Annotated in this window: 17 protein-coding genes and 1 pseudogene; 9 read left to right on the top strand and 9 right to left on the bottom strand. The window is 73.2% G+C overall.

What is annotated here, in order from left to right:
- Window positions 1-28: 28 nt before the first annotated feature.
- Window positions 29-1276, bottom strand: a complete 1248-nt coding sequence (locus tag C5H89_RS18620; RefSeq protein WP_104108460.1) for an AI-2E family transporter — start codon at window positions 1274-1276, stop codon at window positions 29-31.
- 121 nt (window positions 1277-1397) lie between these two features.
- Window positions 1398-1694, bottom strand: coding sequence for a hypothetical protein (locus C5H89_RS18615; protein WP_104108459.1), 297 nt, complete (start codon window positions 1692-1694; stop codon window positions 1398-1400).
- A 114-nt stretch (window positions 1695-1808) separates the two neighbouring features.
- Between C5H89_RS18615 and C5H89_RS18610 the strand changes: the two genes are divergently transcribed.
- Together C5H89_RS18610 and glmS are read left to right on the top strand one after the other, a co-directional pair.
- Window positions 1809-2084 carry a hypothetical protein gene (locus tag C5H89_RS18610; protein ID WP_104108458.1) on the top strand — a complete coding sequence of 92 codons (276 nt, stop codon included), beginning with the start codon at window positions 1809-1811 and terminating at the stop codon, window positions 2082-2084.
- 21 nt (window positions 2085-2105) lie between these two features.
- Window positions 2106-3911 (top strand): glutamine--fructose-6-phosphate transaminase (isomerizing), encoded by a 1806-nt coding sequence (gene glmS, locus C5H89_RS18605; RefSeq protein WP_104108457.1) that lies wholly within the window; start codon window positions 2106-2108, stop codon window positions 3909-3911.
- 159 nt (window positions 3912-4070) lie between these two features.
- Here the strand turns inward: glmS and C5H89_RS18600 are convergent, their stop codons facing one another.
- Complete coding sequence (locus tag C5H89_RS18600) at window positions 4071-5642, bottom strand: hypothetical protein (protein ID WP_162799480.1); 1572 nt, start codon at window positions 5640-5642, stop codon at window positions 4071-4073.
- Window positions 5643-5826: 184 nt separating this feature from the next.
- On the opposite strand from C5H89_RS18600, the gene C5H89_RS18595 reads away from it, so the two are divergent.
- The gene (locus tag C5H89_RS18595) at window positions 5827-7284 is read left to right on the top strand and encodes an NAD-dependent succinate-semialdehyde dehydrogenase (RefSeq protein ID WP_104108455.1); all 1458 of its coding nucleotides are present in this window, start codon (window positions 5827-5829) and stop codon (window positions 7282-7284) included.
- A 3-nt stretch (window positions 7285-7287) separates the two neighbouring features.
- On the opposite strand, the gene C5H89_RS18590 is transcribed toward C5H89_RS18595, so the two are convergent.
- Window positions 7288-7911, bottom strand: a complete 624-nt coding sequence (locus tag C5H89_RS18590) for a TetR/AcrR family transcriptional regulator (protein WP_104108454.1) — start codon at window positions 7909-7911, stop codon at window positions 7288-7290.
- A gap of 84 nt (window positions 7912-7995) precedes the next feature.
- Entirely contained in the window at window positions 7996-8712 is a 717-nt protein-coding gene (locus C5H89_RS18585; protein ID WP_104108453.1) for a pirin family protein, read from the bottom strand.
- A 17-nt stretch (window positions 8713-8729) separates the two neighbouring features.
- Between C5H89_RS18585 and C5H89_RS18580 the strand changes: the two genes are divergently transcribed.
- Genes C5H89_RS18580 through C5H89_RS18560 form a run of 5 tightly spaced genes read left to right on the top strand, consistent with a single transcriptional unit; the run spans window position 8730 to window position 15613 of the window.
- Window positions 8730-10097 (top strand): GH1 family beta-glucosidase, encoded by a 1368-nt coding sequence (locus tag C5H89_RS18580; protein ID WP_104108452.1) that lies wholly within the window; start codon window positions 8730-8732, stop codon window positions 10095-10097.
- A 36-nt stretch (window positions 10098-10133) separates the two neighbouring features.
- The gene (locus tag C5H89_RS18575) at window positions 10134-11189 is read left to right on the top strand and encodes a sulfotransferase family protein (protein WP_104108451.1); all 1056 of its coding nucleotides are present in this window, start codon (window positions 10134-10136) and stop codon (window positions 11187-11189) included.
- Window positions 11179-12168, top strand: a complete 990-nt coding sequence (locus C5H89_RS18570; RefSeq protein WP_240181949.1) for a glycosyltransferase — start codon at window positions 11179-11181, stop codon at window positions 12166-12168. Before C5H89_RS18575 ends, C5H89_RS18570 begins: the two co-directional genes overlap by 11 nt.
- Window positions 12165-13985: a hypothetical protein gene (locus C5H89_RS18565; protein WP_104108450.1), complete on the top strand. Its 1821-nt coding sequence runs from the start codon at window positions 12165-12167 to the stop codon at window positions 13983-13985. The genes C5H89_RS18570 and C5H89_RS18565 overlap by 4 nt, the downstream gene beginning before the upstream one ends.
- Complete coding sequence (locus C5H89_RS18560; protein ID WP_104108449.1) at window positions 13985-15613, top strand: glycosyltransferase family 2 protein; 1629 nt, start codon at window positions 13985-13987, stop codon at window positions 15611-15613. Before C5H89_RS18565 ends, C5H89_RS18560 begins: the two co-directional genes overlap by 1 nt.
- A 13-nt stretch (window positions 15614-15626) precedes the next feature.
- Here the strand turns inward: C5H89_RS18560 and C5H89_RS18555 are convergent, their stop codons facing one another.
- From C5H89_RS18555 to C5H89_RS18545, 3 genes are all read right to left on the bottom strand, one after another.
- On the bottom strand, window positions 15627-16367 hold the full coding sequence (locus C5H89_RS18555; RefSeq protein WP_104108448.1) for a PIG-L deacetylase family protein: 741 nt from the start codon (window positions 16365-16367) through the stop codon (window positions 15627-15629).
- Between the two features lie 76 nt (window positions 16368-16443).
- Window positions 16444-17613 (bottom strand): MarP family serine protease, encoded by a 1170-nt coding sequence (locus C5H89_RS18550; protein WP_104108447.1) that lies wholly within the window; start codon window positions 17611-17613, stop codon window positions 16444-16446.
- A 46-nt stretch (window positions 17614-17659) separates the two neighbouring features.
- The gene (locus tag C5H89_RS18545) at window positions 17660-18562 is read right to left on the bottom strand and encodes a hypothetical protein (RefSeq protein ID WP_104108446.1); all 903 of its coding nucleotides are present in this window, start codon (window positions 18560-18562) and stop codon (window positions 17660-17662) included.
- A gap of 61 nt (window positions 18563-18623) precedes the next feature.
- Here C5H89_RS18545 and C5H89_RS18540 point away from each other — a divergent pair, with 61 nt between their 5' ends.
- Entirely contained in the window at window positions 18624-20240 is a 1617-nt protein-coding gene (locus C5H89_RS18540) for an arylsulfotransferase family protein (protein ID WP_104108445.1), read from the top strand.
- 22 nt (window positions 20241-20262) lie between these two features.
- On the opposite strand, the pseudogene C5H89_RS18535 reads toward C5H89_RS18540, so the two are convergent.
- A pseudogene (locus tag C5H89_RS18535) lies at window positions 20263-20734 on the bottom strand (hypothetical protein); the annotation flags it as partial.

The following is a 20734-nucleotide window of genomic DNA, read 5'->3' as shown; positions in this document are numbered from 1 at the left end:
TCCTTGGCGGTCGTCTCGGCGGCTGCCCTCAGTCCGAGGGCACTGCCCCCGGCGGGGGAGCCGGGGGCGACTGGGCGGCCAGCTCCAGCTGCTCTCGGCTGTAGCGGAACACGGCCGTGAAGACCGCCAGTGCCGGCACCGCCAGGAAGGTGCCGATGATGCCTGCCAGGGACCCGCCGGCCGTGACCGCGAGGATCACCAGCGCCGGGTGCATGTCCAAGGTCCGTCCCACCAGGATGGGCTGCAGGACGTTGCCCTCCAGCTGCTGGACGATCAGCACCAGGATGACGACGATGATCGCGCTGGTCAGGCCGTTGGTGACGAGCGCGACCAGTGCTGCCAGCACGCCGGTCACCAGGGCGCCGAGGATCGGGATGAAGGCACCGAAGAAGATCAGCACCGCGAGCGGGAGCGCGAACGGGATGTCGAGCACCAGCAGTCCCGCTCCGATGGCGACGGCGTCGATCAGGCCGACGAGCGCCTGGGCCCTGATGAAGCCACTCAGCGCCGTCCAGCTGCGCAGTGCCATCTCGGCCGTGTGCGTGGAGCTGTTGGGGCCGACCAGGCCGCTCATCCACGGGATGAACTTGTTGCCGTCCTTGAGGAAGAAGAAGCAGAGCACCAGGGCGATCAGCGTGGTGACCAGGAACGAGCTGGCGGTGGAGACGCCGGACAGGACGCCCCCGGCGATGGAGCCGGCGTTGCCCTGGAGCTCCTCCACGAACTTGTCCACCCCCTGGTCGATCTGGCTCGAGCTGATGTTGAAGGGCTCCTCGGAGAGCATGTCCTGGACCTTCACGACCCCGTCCGACGCGGCGTCGACGACCTCCCCCCACTGGCCCGAGACCTGGGGCGCCAGGGCGAAGCCGAGAGCGACCAGGGCGCCGATGCCGGCCAGCAGGGTCAGGCCGGCGGCGGCCGCCGCGGGCATGAAGCGGCGCAGGAACTGGGCCACCGGCGCCAGCACCGTGCTCAGCAGCAGCGCGAGGAGGATCGGGAGCGTGATGTCCCAGACCTTGCCGAGCACCCAGAAGAAGACCAGCAGGGCGGCACTGACCAGCAGCAGGCGCAGGCTCCAGGTGGCTGCCCGTCCGCCGAACCGGTCCAGGACCGCACCGCGGTAGTCCGGCGGTGCCAGCGGCGGTACGGTCTCCGGCTCCGGCGGCGGCGCGTGCTCCGGCGCCACCGCAGCGGGCGGCTCGTCGGCGGTGCGCGCGCGCTTCGCGGTGGGCTGGTCCTGCTGGCTGGGCGTCGTAGGTCGCCGTTTGCTGAACATGGTGCTCCTGATCCCCGGTATGAGGTTGTGAGGCTATCCCTCGCCGCTCACCCACCAGGAGAGGTGGCGTCCGACCTGTCGTGGCGTGGTACCCCGCACAGGAGGCCTCAAACCACCCGGGTCATCCCCGCGACGCCCAGGAGAAGGCGACCAGGACCCCCACGGTCAGCGGGAGCAGCACCAGCCACCTGACCGCGTCGGACCAGTGCAGGCGCCAGCCGGCGAGCGGCATGGCCACTCCCAGCGCCCCGACCGTCACGGCGAACACCCGTGCCGCGCCGCCACCCTCGACGGCGCCGTAGACGATCAGCGCCAGCGCGATCACCACCATGCCGACCGCCAGCCGCTCGAGGACCAGCCCCTGGAGCGCCTTGGCCGCTGCCGTGACGGTCGATTCCTCGGATTCTGGGGTGCTCACGGCCGAACCCTAGCCAGCCTCCGTCCCTCGGGTCGGGAAGATCCGCAGGCCGGTTCCTGCCCGATTTCGGGCAGGAACGCGACAACGGGGGGTGGCGAGGCGCATGATTTCTGGGTGCACAACCCCCGGGCCGACGTGGATGCGTTGGTGGACCACCTGGTCTCGACCTCAGGACTCACCGAGTCCGAGGTACGCCGCATCGTGGGCGACGTGCTGGCCTTCCACGCCGAGACCGTGGAGGCGCTGGTGCGTCGCCGGCACGCCGAGCTCAAGACGTACGGCGCGAAGAACGACCAGATCTTCCCGCTGCTGGCCGCCGAGCTCAGGACTCGGGTGGTGGCGGCACCGGCTCTCACCGAACGTCAGCTGCGACGCATCGTCTACGGCTGACCCCTCTCTGGAAGGCAACTCATGTGCGGAATCGTGGGATATCTCGGACCTCAGGATGCGGTGCCGATCCTGCTCGAGGGCCTGGCCCGGCTCGAGCACCGTGGCTACGACTCCGCCGGCCTGGCGGTGCTCACCGACACCGGGGCGGTGCGGGTCGCCAAGCGGTCCGGCCGGGTCCGTGAGCTGGCGGCCGGCCTGCCCAAGCGGTTCGCCGGCCACCTCGGCATCGGCCACACCCGCTGGGCCACCCACGGGCCCGCGACCGACGCCAACGCGCACCCCCACACCGACGCCTCAGGACGGGTGGCGGTGGTGCACAACGGCATCCTGGACAACGCGGCCACCCTGCGCGCCCGGCTGGCCGAGCGGGGCGTGCCACTGACCAGCGACACCGACACCGAGGTGCTGGCCCACCTGGTGGCGGCCGCGACCGCCGACACCCTGGAGGAGAAGGTGCGCCAGGCCCTCGGCCAGGTCGAGGGCACCTGGGGCCTGGCGGTGCTGCACGCCGACCACCCCGGCGAGCTCGTGGTGGCCCGCAACGGCAGCCCGCTCATCCTCGGCGTCGGCAACGGCGAGATGTACGTCGCCTCCGACCTGGCCGCGCTGGTGCGGCACACCACCAGCGTGGTGATGCTGGAGGACGGCGAGCTGGCCACCGTGACCGCGGACGGCTTCACCACCTCCACCGGCAAGGGCGCCCAGGAGATCGACGTCGACCCGGACTCCTACGAGGCCGGCGACCACGAGTCCTTCATGCGCAAGGAGATCAGCGAGCAGCCGTTCGCGGCGGAGAGCGTGCTGCGCGGCCGGCTCGACGAGCGGTTCGGCACCACCCACCTGGGCGGGCTCAACCTGGACGCCCGGGAGAGCCGGGCCGTGCGCCGGGTCAAGATCCTGGGCTGCGGGTCGTCGTACTACGTGGGGCAGATGGGAGCCGGACTGATCGAGGAGCTGGCCCGGGTGCCCGCGGACGCCGAGCCGGCCAGCGAGTTCCGGTACCGCAACCCGATCATCGAGCTCGACACCCTCTACGTCGCGGTGAGCCAGTCGGGGGAGACCATCGACACCCTGCTCGCCGTGCAGGAGATCCGGCGCAAGGGCGGCCGGGTGATCGGCTTGGTCAACGTGGTCGGAAGTGCCATCGCCCGCGCCTGCGACGGGGGCATCTATCTGCACGCCGGGCCCGAGGTGGCCGTGGCGAGCACCAAGGCGCTGACCAACATGTTCCTCGGCTTCGCGCTGCTCGCCCTCCAGCTCGGCCGGGTCCGCGACCTCTCGGTGGCCGACGGCAGGCGCCTGGTCGCCGCCCTGGAGCAGCTGCCCGGGAAGATGAAGGAGGTGCTCGACACCGAGCCGCAGATCGCCGAGATCGCGCGCGAGCTGGCCCGGGCGGAGTCGCTGTTCTTCGTCGGCCGGGTGCGCGGCTTCCCGGTCGCCCGGGAGGGGGCCCAGAAGTTCAAGGAGATCACCTATCGCCACGCCGAGGCCTACCCGACCTCCGAGCTCAAGCACGGCCCGCTCGCCCTGATCGCCCCGGAGGTGCCCACGGTGGCGATCGTGCCGGCCGACGAGCTGACCGACCGCAACATCGGGGCGCTCCACGAGATCGCCGCCCGGGGCGGGCCGCTGGTGGTGGTGACGCATGCCGAGGTGGACCTGAGCGGGCTGGAGGTCCGGCGGATCGACGTACCGCGCAGCGAGGTCGAGCTGGACCCGATCCTGCTGACCATCCCGCTGCAGCTGCTGGCCTACCACGCCGCCCAGGAGCTGGGGCTGGACATCGACAAGCCGCGCAACCTGGCGAAGTCGGTCACCGTCGAGTAGCGGGTCCCGTCGGCGCGACAGCCCGAATGCGGCTGCCGAAGAGGGGGAGGAGCCGGGCGCACCCCCATGTCACGCCCGGCCCTCTGCGTCAAAAGTACGACGGCCCGCGGTCGGACCCCGGACTTGTTGCAATGCACGTCGGGGCTGGTGGAAATCTGGTCACGGTGTCACGCGGGGACCGTCGTCCAGCAGCCAGCGCGCCGTGGCGGAAGTCTCAGCGTCGGCGCACGGGTGCTGGCCGGAGGCGATCTCACCCAGGACCGGGTTCCCCGCCAGGGCCAGCGCGGCCAAGGCACGCACCCCGTACTGGGGCAGCGGGGAGAGGAACGGCGCGACCGCATCGAAGGGGACCGGGCGCCCGCTGTGGGCCAGCACCAGCGCGGCGACGAGTCCCTGGGGCTCGGGCCCCACCCAGTGGCCGACGTGCGGAGCGGCGTCCGGGGAGCGCATGCGCATCAGCAGCCAGGGGGCCACGGTCCGCGTCGTCTCGTCCGAGGTGTCGTCGTGCAGCGCGGCGACGTGCCGGACCACCGAGTCGGCGAACGGCAGGCCGCTGAGCATCAGCACCGCGGGGACCTCGCGCGACATGCGGGGGTCGTAGAGCCCCTCGAAGAGCAGGCGGGCGAGCACGGGCTGCTCGGGGATCCCCTGCTCCTCGGTGATCCTGCGGGCCACGTCGAGGGCAGCGGTGTGGTGGATGTTGCGTCGGCTCGACGTCCACTCCGCCGGCTGGCGGATGGGGGCGGGCAGCGGCTCCCCGATCCGCGCCAGCACCCGCTGGCGTTGCTCGGTGGGCAGGACGCGCACCAGGTAGGCGAGGTTGGCCCGTCGCCAGGAGCCGGGCTCGCTCTCCAGGTAGGAGCGCCCCACCGGCTCGGTCAGCACCTCCCAGGCCGAGCTGGGCAGACCGTTGACGGTGCTGGCCTGGGCCAGCGCGGTCACCACGCCCTCCAGCAGCGAGGGCGTCCCGTCGAGTCGCCGGCTCAGCTCGGTCAGCAGCCGCTCGCTGGGCTGCTCGCCCAGGGCGCGCGCCAGGTCCAGCAGCGGTGGGGCAGGAACCTGGTCGAGCAGCTCCAGGCCGATGTCCAGCACGATGTCGCCGTAGCGGCTGCAGCGCAGCAGCGACAGCGCCTCGTAGCGGGCGGCGATGCCGATCCCCACGCTGCGCCGTACCTCGCTGGCCAGCGGCCGGATCGCCGTGCGTGCCAGCCCTTCGGGCAGCGCCACCACACCGGGGTGGCTCAGCACGTCGGCGAAGGCCAGCCACTGCTCCCCGTTGACCGGCCCGGCGAGCACCGGCTCCACCGCGGCGGTGACGGCCGCCAGGGTGGTCGGCGCCGGCTTGCGTCCCGGGTCCTCGCCGGCGCCGCGGCACAGCACCTCGATCGGCGCCCGCAACGACGTGGGCGCCAGGCCCAGCACCTGCTCGTAGCCGTCGACCAGGGCGCCGGAGCGCACCCGGCCGGCCTCCAGCCGGCTCAGTGTCGACTCCGACGCGGCGATGCCCTGCTTGCGCAGCGCCACCACCAGCTCGCGCAGCCCGACGTCGTCGCGGGTCGCGCCGCCGGCGGTCAGCCGGGAGACCCGCAGCATCCAGCCGACCCGGGCGCCGACGTCGATCGCGGCACCGTTCAACGGCGTCCGGTCGACCAGGGGGGAGGGCGGACGTCCCCGCCGGGCAGCCTCCGCAGGCATGCCGCTCTCTGGGCTCTGCGCCCGAAGATCTCCCATGGCGCGGACTCTAGGCTGGAGGTCGTACGCCGAGACCGGCTGATCGCGAAGATGTGCGGGAAATGACCAGACCCCTTGCTGCATGGGGTCAGCAAGGGGTCTGCGAGGCAGAGACTACAGCGCTTCACCTGCCCGTGATCGGGTACCTGAGGGTTTTACCAACGTGTATGGACCAGGAGGAGACATGGCGTCGAACGCCGTCGGGATCGAGGGACTTCCCACCCAGCTCTTCGTCAACGGGAAGTGGCGCGACGCCGCTGACGGACGCCTGCTGAGCGTCGACGACCCGGCCGACGGATCGGTGCTGGTGGAGGTCGCCGACGCGAGCGTCGACGACGCCCGGGAGGCGCTCGACGCCGCGGTCGCGGCACAGCACGCCTGGGCGGCGACGGCCCCGCGCGAGCGCGCCGAGCTGCTGCGGGCGGCGTACGAGCTGGTCAACAGCCGAGCCGAGGACTTCGCCCGGGTGATCAGCCTGGAGATGGGCAAGCCGCTCGCCGAGGCGCGCGGCGAGGTGCTCTACGGCAACGAGTTCCTCCGGTGGTTCTCCGAGGAGGCGGTGCGGGTGCACGGCCGCTGGATGCAGAACCCGGCCGGCGGCTCGCGGCTGCTCACCATGAAGCGGCCCGTGGGGCCGTGCCTGCTGATCACGCCGTGGAACTTCCCGCTCGCCATGGGCACCCGCAAGCTGGGGGCCGCGCTGGCCGCGGGCTGCACGGCCGTGGTGAAGCCGGCCAGCCAGACCCCGCTGACGATGCTGCTCCTGGCCTCGGTCCTCGACGAGGTCGGCCTGCCGGCCGGCGTCGTCAACGTGGTGACCACGAGCGCCTCGGGCGAGGTGGGCGAGGCGCTGATGGCCGACGACCGGCTGCGCAAGGTCAGCTTCACCGGGTCCACCGCGGTGGGCAGGACGCTGGTGCGTCAGTCGGCCGACAACCTCCAGCGGGTCTCGATGGAGCTCGGCGGCAACGCCCCGTTCCTGGTCTTCGAGGACGCCGACCTGGACGCCGCCGTCGAGGGCGCGATGGCCGCCAAGATGCGCAACATGGGCGAGGCCTGCACCGCGGCCAACCGGTTCCTGGTCCACGAGTCGGTGGCGCAGGAGTTCTCCGAGCGGCTCGCGGCCCGGATGTCGGCACTCTCGGTGGGCCGCGGGCAGGACGACGGGGTCGAGGTCGGTCCGCTGATCGACCAGAAGGCCCGCGACTCGATCTCCGCGCTGGTCGCCGACGCCGTCGCAGACGGCGCCCGGGCGCTGGTCGGTGGCGAGGTGCCCGAGGGTCCGGGCTGGTTCTACCCGCCCACGGTGCTGGTCGACGTGCCGGAGGACTCCGAGATCAACCGCGAGGAGATCTTCGGCCCCGTCGCTCCGGTGACCTCGTTCCGCACCGAGGGTGAGGCGATCGAGCGGGCCAACTCCAGCGAGTACGGTCTCGCCGCTTACGCCTACACCCGGGACCTGACTCGCGCCCTGCGGGTCAGCGAGGCCCTCGACTTCGGCATGGTCGGCCTCAACACCGGCGTCGTCTCCAACGCCGCCGCCCCCTTCGGCGGGGTCAAGGCGAGCGGCTTCGGGCGCGAGGGCGGGTTCGAGGGCATCGAGGAGTACCTCGACGTCACCTACGTCGCGATCCCGCTCTGAGCATCACGGACGCAGGGTGCGGGCGACCAGCTCGTGCAGCTCCTCGGTCAGCTGCGCCTCGGACACGTCCTGGTCGACCATGGTGCCCAGGCTCAGCGCGAAGCCGTGACCGGCCAGCAGCAGGGTGCGTGCCAGTGCGCCGGGGTCGCCGGGACGGACCTCGCCGGCGCCCTGGCCCTGCGCGATCCGGGCGGTCAGCGCCTCCAGGATCGCCTGCTGGCTGCGCCCGCGGCGGGTGAGCAGGTAGGGCAGGAGCAGCTCCGGGTCCAGCTCGATGATCCGCACGAACAGCTCGTTCTCGCGCAGCAGCCCGATCATGGAGACCACGCCGTCGGCGACGGTGCCGTCTCCGACGGCGTCCGCCACGACCACGCCCCACTCGCGCGTCATCAGGTCGGCCATCAGCGCCGCCATGTCGCTCCACGCGCGATAGATCGTCATCCGGCTCACTCCGGCCCGGCGCGCCACCTCGGTGAGGGTGGTGCGGCGCCAACCGACGTCGAGGATGCAGGCCCGGGCGGCATCGAGGAAGGGATCGTGCCGGGGGTCGAGCCCCGCGTTCGTCCGCGGCGAGGCCGGGGGCGCTGTTCGCTCAGCGCCGGAGGAAGTGGCACGAAGTGAGGTCATCCCGGCTGACACCTGAGCACGTGGACCCCCTGGTCGCAATCCTGGGCGGCGGACCAGGTCCGCCGGGGCGATGAGTCCAGAAGGCTACGGCAGCGTCCACAGCAGCACCACGGCCTCGGTGGCGGCCAAGATCTCCAGCTGCTCGAAGGCGTCGTCGCCGGACTCCTCCACCGTGCGCAGGGCGTCGCCGGACGCCAGGGTCACCGGCTCCACGCTGATCGGCGTCCTGACCCGTACCGTGCCGCGGGCGACGAACAGGTGGTGCCGCGGGCTGGGCGGCACCGGGTGGGACGACCCGGGGTCCAGGGTGCCCACCCACAGGGTGGCGCCGGCCGTGCCGACCGGCACCTCCGCGCCCTCGCCCGCGACCGCCACCAGGCCCGGTCCGGCCAGCCCGGAGGCGACGAAGCGCGAGGGCGGCTCGCCGGGCTCGTCCGGGGTCAGCCACGACTGCACGAAGCGGGTGGGCTCCGAGGAGGTGTCGGCGAACTCGGCGTGCCGGATGCCGCTGCCTGCGGACTGGACCTGCACGGTCCCGGCGGGGAGCAGCGAGCGGTTGCCCAGCGAGTCGGTGTGCACGAGCTGGCCCCGCAGCACCCAGGTGACGAGCTCGACGTCGGCGTGCGCGTGGTCGGCGAACCCGGCGCCCCAGGAGAGCCGGTGGTCGTCGTGGGCGACGAGCGCGCCGAAGGAGACGTTGTCCGGGTCGTAGTGCTTCCCGAACGCCAGGGAGTGGTGGGTCACCCGGTCGTCGCGCCGGGTCGTATACCTTTCCGAACCGGCGTACACGCGCATCTTCATGCCGCTATCGTCTCCGGGTGACCAGCGACCGCTCGACCCGGGGTGGCGGTGAGTTCCCGCTGCTCCCGGCGGGCTTCCGTTTCGGCACCAGCACGGCTGCCTACCAGGTGGAGGGCGCGGTGGCCGAGGACGGCCGCGGCCCCAGCATCTGGGACACCTTCTCCCACCTCGAGGGCACCGTCGCCGACGGCTCGACCGGCGACGTGGCGAGCGACCACTACCACCGGTTCGAGGAGGACGTCGCGCTGATGGCGCGGCTGGGCACCCAGGGCTACCGCTTCTCGATCTCCTGGCCGCGGATCCAGCCCACCGGGACCGGCCCGGCCAACCCCGCCGGACTCGACTTCTACGACGCGCTGGTCGACCGGCTGCTCGAGCACGGCGTCCAGCCGATGGCGACGCTCTACCACTACGACCTGCCGCAGGCGCTGCAGGACGACGGTGGCTGGCTCAACCGGGCCACCGCGGACCGCTTCGGCGAGTACGCCGCGATCGTGGGGGAGCGCCTCGCCGACCGGGTCGAGCACTGGGTGCCGGTCAACGACCCCAACGTGGTGACGATGCTCGGCTACGGCGACGGGCGGCACGCGCCGGGGCAGAGGATGCTCTTCGACGCCCTGCCCGCGGCCCACCACCTGCTGCTGGGCCACGGCCGCGCGGCGGCGGCGCTGCGTGCCGCAGGGGCCCGGAGCGTCGGCTGCGCCAACAACCACTCCCCGATCTGGCCGGCCAGCGACGACGAGGCCGACACCGGGATGAGCAAGATCTTCGACCAGATGTGGAACGGCCTCTTCCTGGAGCCGATGCTGCTGGGCCGGTTCCCCGTCGACCTCGCACCGCTGCTCGGGGACGTGGTGCAGCCCGGCGACATGGCGACCATCCGCCAGCCGCTGGACTTCTACGGCGTGAACTTCTACTACCCGCTGCGAGTGGGCGCGGCGCCGGAGGAGCAGGAGAACCCCTTCGAGTTCCTCGACGTGCTCGGCTACCCGACCACGGACGCCGGCGCGCCGATCGTCCCGGACAGCCTGCGCGAGTGGCTCATCATCTTCCGGGCGCGCTACCGCGCCGCCCTGCCGCCGATCTACATCACCGAGTGCGGAGCGGCCTTCAACGCCGGGCCCGACGAGGACGGGGTGGTGGACGACCAGCCGCGCATCGACTTCCTCGACGCCCACCTGCGGGCGGTCGCGGAGGCGGTCAACCGAGGCGTCGACGTGCGCGGCTTCTACGCCTGGTCGCTGCTGGACACCTTCGAGTGGACCAAGGGGCTGAGCCAGCGGTTCGGGCTGGTGCACGTGGACCACGAGACCCAGGTGCGCACCCCCAAGAGGTCCTTCCAGTGGTACGCCGACATGATCGCCTCGCAGCCGACAGACGGTTGAGCAGCAGCACCGGCCCCGCGCACTAGGCTGACCCGCATGAGTGCGCCCAGCAGTGCCCGCCGTGTCGTCTACGTCGTCGGCTCGGGCCGTAGCGGCACCAGCACGATGGCCGGCACGCTGCGCACCCTGGGCCTGCACGTGCCGCAGCCCGAGGTCGCCGCGGACAGCACCAACCCCAAGGGGTTCGGCGAGCCGCAGTGGCTGGTCGACCTGCACGACGAGCTGCTCAAGCGCTCGGGGGTGCAGGTCTCCGACGCCCGGCCGCGGGCCTGGCTGGACGCCGGCAAGGTGAGCGCCGACCACGCCCTGCGCGAGCGGGTCACCGACTGGCTGGCCAGCCAGCTCGAGCAGAGCGACGAGCTGGTGCTCAAGGACCCTCGTGCCGCCTGGTTCCTCGGGCTGTGGCGGGCGGCCGCCGAGCGGTCCGGCGCCGCCACGTCGTACGTCACGATGCTGCGGCCGGTCACCGAGGTGGTGGGCTCCAAGCAGAAGTACTACGACGCCCGCCAGGGCGGCGTGACCCGCACCGCGGCCTGGGTCAACATGATGCTCGGCACCGAGCGGGCCACCCGCGGCGAGCAGCGCGCGTTCGTCCGGTACGCCGACCTGCTGGACGACTGGACGGTCCCGGTCTTCGCCCTCGGGGAGCAGTTCGACCTGCACGCGGTGAAGACCGCGATGGCCACCGACATCGCCGCGGTGCACAGCTTCATCGACCCCTCGCTGCGCCGGGTCACGCTGACCTGGGACGACGTGCAGGTCCCCGCCCCGCTGCGCGAGCTCGCCGACCAGACCTGGGCGGTGCTCGACGCCATGGCGCAGCCCGGCGGCGACACCGCCGCCGCCCACGAGACCTGCGACCAGCTGCGGGTCGCCTACGGCGAGATGTACGACGAGGCCGAGGCGTTCGCCGCGTCCAGCGTGCTGGCGGCGCGCCGCGAGGGGGTGCGCGAGGGTGCGCGCCAGGCCGGCGAGGGGGGCGGTCAGCAGCGGGCGACCCGGGCCGCGGACCACGTCCCGCACGCTGTCCGCGCCCTGGTCCCGCCGGCCGCCCGCAGCAGGATCCGTAAGGTCATCGGGCGTGAGCGCTGATCCGTCCCGGCAGGCGCCCGACATCGCCTGCCTCGAGGGCCTGCCCGAGTACGACGTCACCTGGCCCTGGCGCGCCCCGGACGGCGGCCCTCGGCGGCTCGCCCCCGGCCTGACCTGCGTGTTCCGGGTGCGCGACGAGGCTCGGAACCTGCCCTGGGTGCTGCCGCCGATCCTGGACGCCGTGCAGCACGTGATCGTCGTCGACAACGGCTCGACCGACGGCACCGCCGAGGTGGCTCGCGAGATCGCGGAGTCCCGTGGCGCCGGGGACCGGCTGACGTCGCTGAGCTATCCGCACCGGGTGAGCCGCGCGGGCGGGGAGCACCTGGCCACCCCCGCCACGTCGGTGCACTCGCTGACCCACTTCTACAACTGGTCCTTCAGCCACGTGCGCACCGCCTACTCGATGAAGTGGGACGGCGACATGGTGCTGACCCCCGAGGGGTCGGCGATCCTGCGCGACCTGAGCTGGCAGCTGGAGGCCGCCTCCGCGATCGTCGCGATGCCCCGGCACCCGTTGACCGTGGTGGACGAGTCCACCGGCTGGCTGGACCTGAGCCTGCGGTTCCTGGAGCCGTGGATCTATCCGACGGGCCCCGAGACCACCTTCGTGAAGGCCTTCGACTGGGAGCTGCGTGAGCAGCCCGCGGGGGCGGAGCGGATCGTGCTGCCGCAGGGACTCGTGGTCGAGGTGAAGTGGCACGACGCCGACGAGTTCGCGCACTGGCGCACCGAGGGCGTCGACTTCACCACCACCCGGCTCTACCGCAAGCTGCGGGAGTTCGAGGTCGACCAGGCGATCCGCGAGGGCAAGGCCGCGGAGCTGGGCGGGCTGACCAAGGTGACCGCGCCTCCCGGGGTGCACATCATCGACCACGTGACCCGCACCTGGCTGCGGGAGCAGCCTCGACCCCTGGTCACCCACAGTCTTCCGTCCTCCCTCCGGGAGCGGGCCCCGCGCGAAGGAGCGTCTCGATGACCCATCCCCTGGACAGCTTCTTCGACAACGCCGCAGCGCCGGTGCTGCTGATCGCCGCCGACGACCCGGTGGTCGGCGCGCTGCCGACGGGGTTCGACGGCTCCATGCTGGCGCTCTCCCAGGTCAGCCCCGGCGCGGTGCACAAGGGCGGCTGGAAGACGGTGCTGCTGGTCGCCTCCGACCGCGGTGCGCTGCGGCAGGCCGCCTCGCTGGTGCCCCGGCTGGGCCAGTGCCGGGTCGTCGGGGTCTGGCTCAGCCAGGGCCTCAGCCCGCTGCCGCTGCTGCCCCGGGCGGAGTGGCCGCCGCTGTCCAGCGTGCACGGCCGGCGCCTGGGCTCGCCCGAGGAGGACGAGGGGGTCCTCACCGTGGCCCGGTTCGAGGCTCCGGTGGGCGCCCACCAGGTGCTCAAGGAGATGGCCCGCCAGGCCGTGCCCGGCGTCGAAACCACCCAGCAGGGCGTGGTGCTGGCCTATGCCGGGCGCCCGCCCGCGCCCGGGCTGGACGTGCGCGCGCTGCGGCTGGTCGACGTCGTCGAGGCCGGCGACGCCGAGCGGGACGTGCCCCCCGACGTGGTCCTGGTGCCCGAGCCGCCGGTCGCGGACGAGACGCCGGCCGCCCACCACGTGATCGACCGGGCGCCGGCGGTGGTGTGCTCCCCGCTGGACCCGGTGGACGAGCAGGTCTACAACCCCATCGACTGGCGCAAGACCTGGGACCTGCCGCTGGTCGAGCTGCGCAGCCTGGCTCCCGGTCCCTCCTGCATCACCGAGTCCGTGATCGCCCGCGCCCGGGCGCACCAGGGGGTGCAGCTCGACCTCGGCTCCGAGGACCCGCAGCACGTGCTGCGGCTGGCGATGGCCGGCGTACCGCTGGTGGCCTCGGGGCGGCAGCCGCGCCTGGACGGCGAGCTGGAGCGGGCCATCCTGGAGCGACCCGACCTGGATGACCCGCTGGCCCGCGAGGAGCACTCGCTGCGGCTGCGGCGGCTCACCTTCGACCGGCACTCGACGCTGGCCTGGCGCCAGTCCCTGGCGCCGTCGGGCAGCGGCGCCCCCCGCCATCCCGGACTGCCGCCGGTCAGCCTGCTGCTGCCCACCAAGCGCCCCGAGCAGCTGGAGTTCGCGCTGGGCCAGGTGGCCCGTCAGCGGGGCGCCGACATCGAGCTGGTGCTCGGCGCGCACGGCTTCGCCGTCGACCGCGCCCGGGTGGCCGAGCTGCTCGGCGACGTGCCCTTCACCCTGCTGGAGTTCGAGGCCGAGGCGTTCTTCGGCGACGTCCTGACCGCGCTCACCCACGCGGCCTCGGCGACGCTGGTGATGAAGGTCGACGACGACGACTGGTACTCCCCGGACGCGGTGCACGACGTGCTGATGGCCCGCCGGTTCTCCGGGGCCGACGTGGTGGGCATGCCCAGCGAGTTCGTCTACCTCGCCGAGCCCGACCTCACCGTGCGGCGCAACCACCCCTCGGAGCGGTTCAGCCGGTTCGTCGCCGGCGGCACCACCCTGCTGGACCGCACCCTGCTCTCCGCGCTGGGCGACTTCCGCCGGGTACGCCGGTTCGTCGACACCCAGCTGCTCACCGCGGTGGAGGCGGCCGGCGGCCGGATCTACCGCACCCACGGGCTGGGCTACGTGCTGCACCGGACGTCGGGGGGACACACCTGGGAGCGAGACGCCCAGGAGTTCCGGCGGCCCGACATCATCGACACCGAGTGGTCCGGCTTCCGGCCCAGTCGTGCCATGGAGCTCGACAGTGAGCTGGACAGCGTGCTCGACCGCGAGCTCGGGGCCGAGCGCAGCGTGGGGCGCGTCTGATGCCCCGGCAGCCCCTGGTGCGGCACAACGACTACCGCTCGCTGCAGCCCCCGGCGCTCGGCACCTGGGAGCCGCGGCTGTCGGTGAGCATGATCGTCCCGGCGTACAACTACCACCACACGCTGCCCTACGTGCTCGCCGCCCTGGCCGGGCAGAGCTACCCCGCGCACCTGCTCGAGGTCGTGGTGGTGGACGACCAGAGCACGCCGCCGCTGACGCTGCCCGAGGTGCGCCCGGACAACACCCGCATCGTCCGGGTCGAGTCCGGCTGGGGGCGGGCCAACGCCTGCCACCTCGGCGCGACGAGCAGCGACGGGGACGTCCTGCACTGGTACGACGCGGACATGCTCGCCCACCGCGAGGAGGTGGAGGCGCACATGCGCTGGCACCACCTCATCGACTACGCGGTGCCCGGGGGAGACAAGCGCTTCGTGGACCCGGCCTGGCTGCTCGGTCAGGAGCCCGCGGTGATCCGGGACCGGGTCGCGGCCGGCGAGGCGGGAGAGTTCTTCCCCGACTGCGTGCACGAGGAGCACGGCTGGGTGGAGGGCTACTGGAAGCGCACCGCCGACCTGGCGCTCGCCGGCCCGCGGGCCCAGCGGGTGCACATCGGGATGACCGGGTCGGTCACCCGGGCGCTCTACCAGGCATCCCGGGGGTTCGACCCCGAGCTGCGCCTGGGGGAGGACATGGCGCTGGGCCACGAGCTGGCCCAGGTCGGGGGCGTGTTCGTGGTGGACCGGCAGGCGATGTCGTGGCACCTGGGCCGCTCCCAGGTGCTGCGCCGGGCCGAGCAGGTCAACCGCTACAACGACCCCTACCTGGCCAACCTGGTGCCGGCGATGCGGCCCAAGCGCCGCAAGCACGGGCGGGCCTACGAGCGGCCCTACCTGGAGGTGGTCGTCCCTGCCGGCGCCGTGCTGGCCGCCGCCGGAGCCGATGCTGGGCCCGAGCAGCCCGCGGACGGCGTGGTGGCGTGCGTGGACGCCCTGCTGGACGCCGACTTCACCGACCTGCGGGTGGTCCTCGTCGGCGACTGGGACCAGGTGCACGAGGAGCGCACCCAGCCGGTGGAGGACCCGACGCTGGAGCTGCGGATCGTGCACCGCTCCTACCGGGGCGAGCCGCGGGTGCAGCTGGTGACGGAGGTCCCCGAGGAGACCGACGCGGAGTTCCGCCTCTTCCTGCCCGACACCTCCCACGCCCCGGAGCCGCACGCCCTCCAGCGGCTCCTGGACGACCTGGAGCGCACCCACCACGGTCGGCGGCTGGTGCGCTACCCCGGTGGTGCGGTGGCGCGCCTGGACCGGATCGCCGCCCTCGCCCGGGTTGCTCGCTTCGCGGGTCCCGAGGACGACCCGGCCGACCTGATGGACCAGTGCTTCGGCACCGCGTCGTACGACGCCGCGCAGGTCGGCTTCGTGCCGACCGCGCAACGCGAGCTCCCGCGCTTCGTGCTCAAGCCCAAGGCCGCGGTCTCGCCGGAGGAGTCCCGCGAGATCCTGCTCGGGCAGACGTCACCCCCTCCGGCCGAGGCGCCAGCCGGACCACCGGTCTCCGACCAGGCCGATCACCGGCCCGCGAGCCGGACGGCTCCGCGCACCCGCGCCTGGCGCCGCAGGGACTGAGCAGCCCCGACCCTCATGCCGGAGGCGAGTGGAGGTCGTGCGCGCGGAAGAGCACGGCGTGCGGCACCCCCAGGCGGCGGCCCTGGGCGGCGGCCATCTCGGTGAGCAGCTCCCGCGGCGGCGGGTGTCCGGGGATTCCGGCGAGGTACTGCTGGTGGGACTCCAGCGAGGTGATGCCGCGCTCCAGCGGGTCTCCGGTGACGTCGACCCCGTGCGTGGGCCGGGAGTCGCCGCTGACCAGGAGCCAGCGGGTCGACCACGGCTCCAGGCCCTCGGCGATCAGGTCGGGGAAGACCCACCGGTTGGCCGCGTCCCGCACCGCGTCGGCAGCGGCAAGGCCGGCGACGCGGTGGTCGGCCTGGTTGAGCCCGCCGGCGAACTCGACCTCCCAGCTGCCCACCACCACGGCGTCGGGCCGGTGGCGGCGGATCTCGCGGGCGATGTCGCGCCGCAGGTCCAGGGAGTACTCCAGCACCCCGTCGGGGTAGGGCAGGAAGTCGACCTCGCTCACCCTGACGGCCGTGGAGCCGACGATCTGCTCGGCCACCCGCAGGTCCGCGGTGCGGTCCGGGGTGAGGGTGTCCATCCCCGCCTCGCCGCGGGTCAGCAGGAGGTAGGCGACCTGGATGCCGCGGCTGGTCCAGGCGGCCACCGCCGCGGAGGTGCCGTACTCCAGGTCGTCGGGGTGGGCGACCACGCACAGCACCCGGGCGAACGCGTCGTCGTCGAACTGTGCCAGCGGGTCATCGACCATCGGGCGAGCGTAGGCAGCAAGGAGGCGGATCCGCCACCCCCAACTGCCGCCCGGGGCCGGGACCAGCCCAGCGGACTCAGTCGTCCCGGGAGCAGGGGGCGGCGTCCGCGTCGGGCTCCAGGGAGCGACGCAGGGGCTCGGCGACCTGCTCCCGGGTGAGGACGTAGCCGGTGTCCTCGTCCACCCGGGAGGAGGCCACCACGACCCCGAGCGCGCGGCCGGCAGGGGTCACCAGGGGGCCGCCGGAGTCACCGCCGCGGATGTCTCCGCGCACCGAGTAGGCGTCGTGCTCCTCACGGTGGTCCCGCCAGATGTCGCTGGACTGCCAGGGCCCCCGGTCCCGGACCCGGGCCGGGGTGACCGTCAGCGGGCCGTTGTCCGGGTAGCCGATGACCGCGGCCGGGTCACCGTGCACCGCGTCGGTGAAGCGGAGGACCCGGCCCTTCAGCCCCGGTACGGCGAGCACGGCGACGTCGTGCCGGGCGTCGCAGACCACGACCGTGGCGTCGAGGAGCCCTTGGTCCGTCTCGACGCCGATGCGGCGGGAGTCGGGCACCACGTGGGCCGCGGTCATCACCCGCTCGGGGGCGACCAGGAAGCCCGTGCCCTGGTGTCCCGTGACCTCCCCGTCGGCCAGGATCCGCCAGACGGACCGGGCCGCTCGCCGCACTCCCGGTCGGCTCACCACGTCCTCGGGTGGCGCGGCCACCGGCACGATGTCGACCGCGGTGAACACGTCGACGTACCGGGGGAAGTCGGAGCCGCGGCCCAGGTGGGCGAACTGCTCCACCAGTCGGCTGCTGAGGGGGAGGCGGACGTCGTTGAGCGTCCGGAGCGCGACGGACCGGTTCGCCGCACCCGCGACACTGGGCACGTTCGAGCCGGCCAGCGCCAGGCCCAGCATCCAGCTGACCCCCAGCGTTGCGACGATCCCGAAGACCAGCCCACCGGGGTGGTCGAGCCAGGGCCGGGGATGCCAGTCGATCCGGGTGCGCAGCCGGTGCTCGAGCCGCACCGCCAGGATGCGTACGCCGACCGCGCTGGCGCCGACGACGACCAGCGCGGCGAGGGCGACCCAGACCGAGAGCCCGACCTCCTCGAGGAGGACCGGCGCCAGCACCAGGCCGAGCGCGGTGCCGAGCATCAGCCCGGTGTAGCCCCACAGTGCCCGCACCAGGCCCTCGGACCAGCCCAGGGCGGCCACCAGCACGACGGCGGCGAGGATCAGGGCGTCGACGGGGTTCACCGGGGGACCGTCCCGCCGCCTGTCGTCGTCCCGCTCCGTCCGGTGCTCAGCGTCCGGAGGTCAGGTCGGGGATCAGTCCGCTGCTCAGCGCGGCGTCTCGCAAGGGGGCAGCGAGCTCGGCCATCCTGCGGGTGCCGTCGAGGCCGAGGTGCTGCCAGCCCTCCAGCGCCAACCGGTCGGTCTCCTTCTCCAGCGCCTTCCGGAAGCCCACGCCCTCCTCGGTGAGGCGGTCGTCGGCGACCAGGCCCCGGTCCGCCAGCCGCTGGATCCCGGCGTCCCACTCCTCCTCGCTCCAGCCGCGGCTCTGCTGCATGAACCGGGTCGTCCCGGCGAAGAGGCCGTTGAGCACGATCGACTCGACCGGGTCCAGGCCGGCGCGCAGCAGCACGGCGACGTGGCCGTCGCCGCGGTGCTCGCGGATCAGGGTGCTCGCGTGCCAGAGCGCCAACCCGGGCTCCTCGGGCCAGTCCAGGCCGGCGTGGGCGGCGTACAGGGGGCGGCCGTGGCGGGTGAGGCCGGCGCACACGGTGCGGGTGAGCTCGAGGAGCTCCGCGACGTCCGTGCCGCCGACGACCTGCGCCATCAGCTCGGACATGCCGTCGTGCCGAGCCTGCAGCACCTGCTCCGGCGAGGCCGCCTCCCAGGAGGAGGGCAGCGCCTTCTCCAGCAACCAGGGGGCGAAGACGTAGAAGGTGGCGGCCGGCACCTCGGGTCCCACCGGGCCGAACGCGGCGGAGCGGGCCGCGAAGTAGCTCAGCCGGGGGCGCAGCCCCAGGTCGACGTATTTCGCGGTCACGGAGGGGGCGAAGTAGCCCAGGATGTGCAGCACCTCCAGCGACCACCAGGCGTGCCGGGACGCCTTGGTCAGGTCCCGCATGGGGTCGGCGGCCGGCCCACCGGGCTGCGCGCTCGTCGGGGCGGCGCTCGTCAGGTCGGTGGACTCAGTCATGGACGGCAAACTATCGCGCAGGGTCTGTGCGTGGGGGGTGCTCGGTGGCTAGGTTCGCTCTGTGGCACCGACCGGGGAGGACGACGAGGCCGCCCGAGGGGTGACCCGGCGGGCCTGGTTGGGCTACGCCTCGGCGGCAGCCGGCGGGGTGGTCCTGGGTGCTGGCGGCACGGCCGCCGGGTTCACCCTCGTAGGGGACTCGGACCGCGCTGGGGACTCGGCAGGCTCTGAGGAGTCCTCGGACGCGGGGGCTGCCTCGGGGGCTGCCTCGGGGGCTGCCTCGGGCACGGCGGAGCCGAGCGCCCCCGAGCCGCGGCGCTACCTCAGCAACCAGCTCGTCGCCCCCGACGTCTCGGTGGAGACCACCGGAGCGGTCGCCGCCGGCCTGCTCTTCACGGGCGGCCGGATGTCGGTCTTCCAGGGCGCGATCCTGGACAACGACGGCGAGCCGGTGTGGCTGGAGCCGGACGGCCGGGGCGTCGCGGACCTGAAGGTGCAGACCTATCGGGGCAGACCGGTGCTGACCTACTGGGCGGGCAACGTCTTCGAGGGCTGGGGCACGGGGCACGGCGTCATCCTGGACGACCGCTACCGGGAGCTCGCGACCGTGCGCACCGGTCACGGCCTGGCCGCCGACCTGCACGAGTTCACCCTGACCGACCGCGGTACGGCGCTGCTGGTGTCCTACCCGACCATCCCGTTCGACCTGACTCCGGTCGGAGGACCGGCACAGGGCTGGCTGCTCTCCAACCGGGTGCAGGAGGTGAACGTCCAGACCGGCGAGGTGCTGCTGGACTGGGTGGCCGAGGAGCGGCTGGACCTGACCGAGACGCACGAGAAGCCGGGCGGCAGCCGACCGGGGGACACCCCGGTCGGCGCCTTCGACGCCTGGCACGTGAACTCGGTCCAAGCGCGCGGGGACGCGCTGCTGCTGGGGTTCCGGCACTCCAGCTCCCTGGTCCTGGTGGACCGCCGCACCGGCGAGGTGCGGTGGCGGCTGGGCGGCGAGCGCAGCGACTTCGACGTGGACGCCGACGCCCGCTTCGGCTACCAGCACGACGCCCGGTTCCTGGCCGGCGGACCCGACGGCTCCGCGGTGACGGGGCGGCTGAGCCTCTTCGACAACAACGGCCGGATCGGCACGAAGGGCAGGAGCTCCTCGGGGCTGCTGCTCGACGTGGACGAGTCGGCCCGCACGGTCCGCCTGGTACGCCGGTTCACCCGCGGCGACCGGTTCTCCGGGGCGATGGGGAGCATGCAGGTGCTCGACGACTCCCACGTCCTGGTGGGCTGGGGCACCGATCCCTCGGCCACCGAGTTCACCGCCGATGGGCAGGTGGTCCAGGAGGTGACCGGGTTGGCTGGCGGCTCCTACCGGGTCTACCGGCACCGGTGGACGGGTCGGCCCGACTCGGTGCCCGACGTGGCGGCGGCGCTGGACGAGGCCGGACTCACCGTGCACGCCTCCTGGAACGGCGCCACCGGTGTCGCCCGCTGGCGGGTGCTGGGCGCGGACGACCGGGCGCGGCTGCGGCCACTCACCACCGGCAAGCGCACCGGCTTCGAGACTGCGCTGACCACGAGCCCCGTCCAGTACGTCGCCGTGGCGGCGCTCGACGGGCAGGGCCGCGAGCTGGGCCGGTCGCGGACCGTGCGGGTACGCCGCCGCCCGCGTTGACCCGGCCGCTCGCGGTGCGGGGTCAGCCGAGAGCCAGGTGGTGGTTGATGAGGTGGAGCTCGGCGGTGGTGGCGTGGTGGTAGCGGCGGCCTTGGTGGTCGGTGAGGGGTCGGGTGCCGTGCGGTCCGACGAGGTAGTGGTGGCCGTGGGGGGTGGTCCAGGCGTAGGTCGCGGGGGCGACCTGACGTGAGCGGAACCCGGCGTGGGTCGTCCAGCGGTGGTGGCGTCGGGACAGGGGTTGGCAGTTGTGGGTGCCGGTCTGGGGTGGCTGCCCGGGTGGTGGGGAATGCCGGTAGGGGGTGGGGTGGTCGTGGTCGAGGTGTCTGCTGCCTCCGGTGGTCCAGGGGAAGGTGTCGCGGGCGCCGACCAGGAGCCGGATGCGTTCCTTCAGCGACGGGGAGTGCTCGTAGGCGGTGGTGGTGATGGTCTCGGCGAGGTCGATGACGGGTTTGACGGTGAGGTGGGTGTGGGTCAGCCAGGTGGCCACCTGGGTC

The organism is Nocardioides sp. 616, from assembly GCF_002930065.1.
GTDB lineage: Bacteria > Actinomycetota > Actinomycetes > Propionibacteriales > Nocardioidaceae > Nocardioides > Nocardioides houyundeii.
The sequence above is the reverse complement of the archived record's forward strand: the minus strand, read 5'-3'. Positions and strand labels throughout refer to the sequence as shown.

Coding starts and splice junctions, on each gene's coding strand:
- C5H89_RS18590 (WP_104108454.1), bottom strand. CDS start 7,911: ATGACCTCACTTCGTGCCACTTCCTCCGGCGCTGAGCGAACAGCGCCC.
- C5H89_RS18620 (WP_104108460.1), bottom strand. CDS start 1,276: ATGTTCAGCAAACGGCGACCTACGACGCCCAGCCAGCAGGACCAGCCC.
- C5H89_RS18585 (WP_104108453.1), bottom strand. CDS start 8,712: ATGAAGATGCGCGTGTACGCCGGTTCGGAAAGGTATACGACCCGGCGC.
- C5H89_RS18545 (WP_104108446.1), bottom strand. CDS start 18,562: ATGACTGAGTCCACCGACCTGACGAGCGCCGCCCCGACGAGCGCGCAG.
- C5H89_RS18575 (WP_104108451.1), top strand. CDS start 10,134: ATGAGTGCGCCCAGCAGTGCCCGCCGTGTCGTCTACGTCGTCGGCTCG.
- C5H89_RS18595 (WP_104108455.1), top strand. CDS start 5,827: ATGGCGTCGAACGCCGTCGGGATCGAGGGACTTCCCACCCAGCTCTTC.
- C5H89_RS18555 (WP_104108448.1), bottom strand. CDS start 16,367: ATGGTCGATGACCCGCTGGCACAGTTCGACGACGACGCGTTCGCCCGG.
- C5H89_RS18600 (WP_162799480.1), bottom strand. CDS start 5,642: ATGGGAGATCTTCGGGCGCAGAGCCCAGAGAGCGGCATGCCTGCGGAG.
- C5H89_RS18560 (WP_104108449.1), top strand. CDS start 13,985: ATGCCCCGGCAGCCCCTGGTGCGGCACAACGACTACCGCTCGCTGCAG.
- glmS (WP_104108457.1), top strand. CDS start 2,106: ATGTGCGGAATCGTGGGATATCTCGGACCTCAGGATGCGGTGCCGATC.
- C5H89_RS18565 (WP_104108450.1), top strand. CDS start 12,165: ATGACCCATCCCCTGGACAGCTTCTTCGACAACGCCGCAGCGCCGGTG.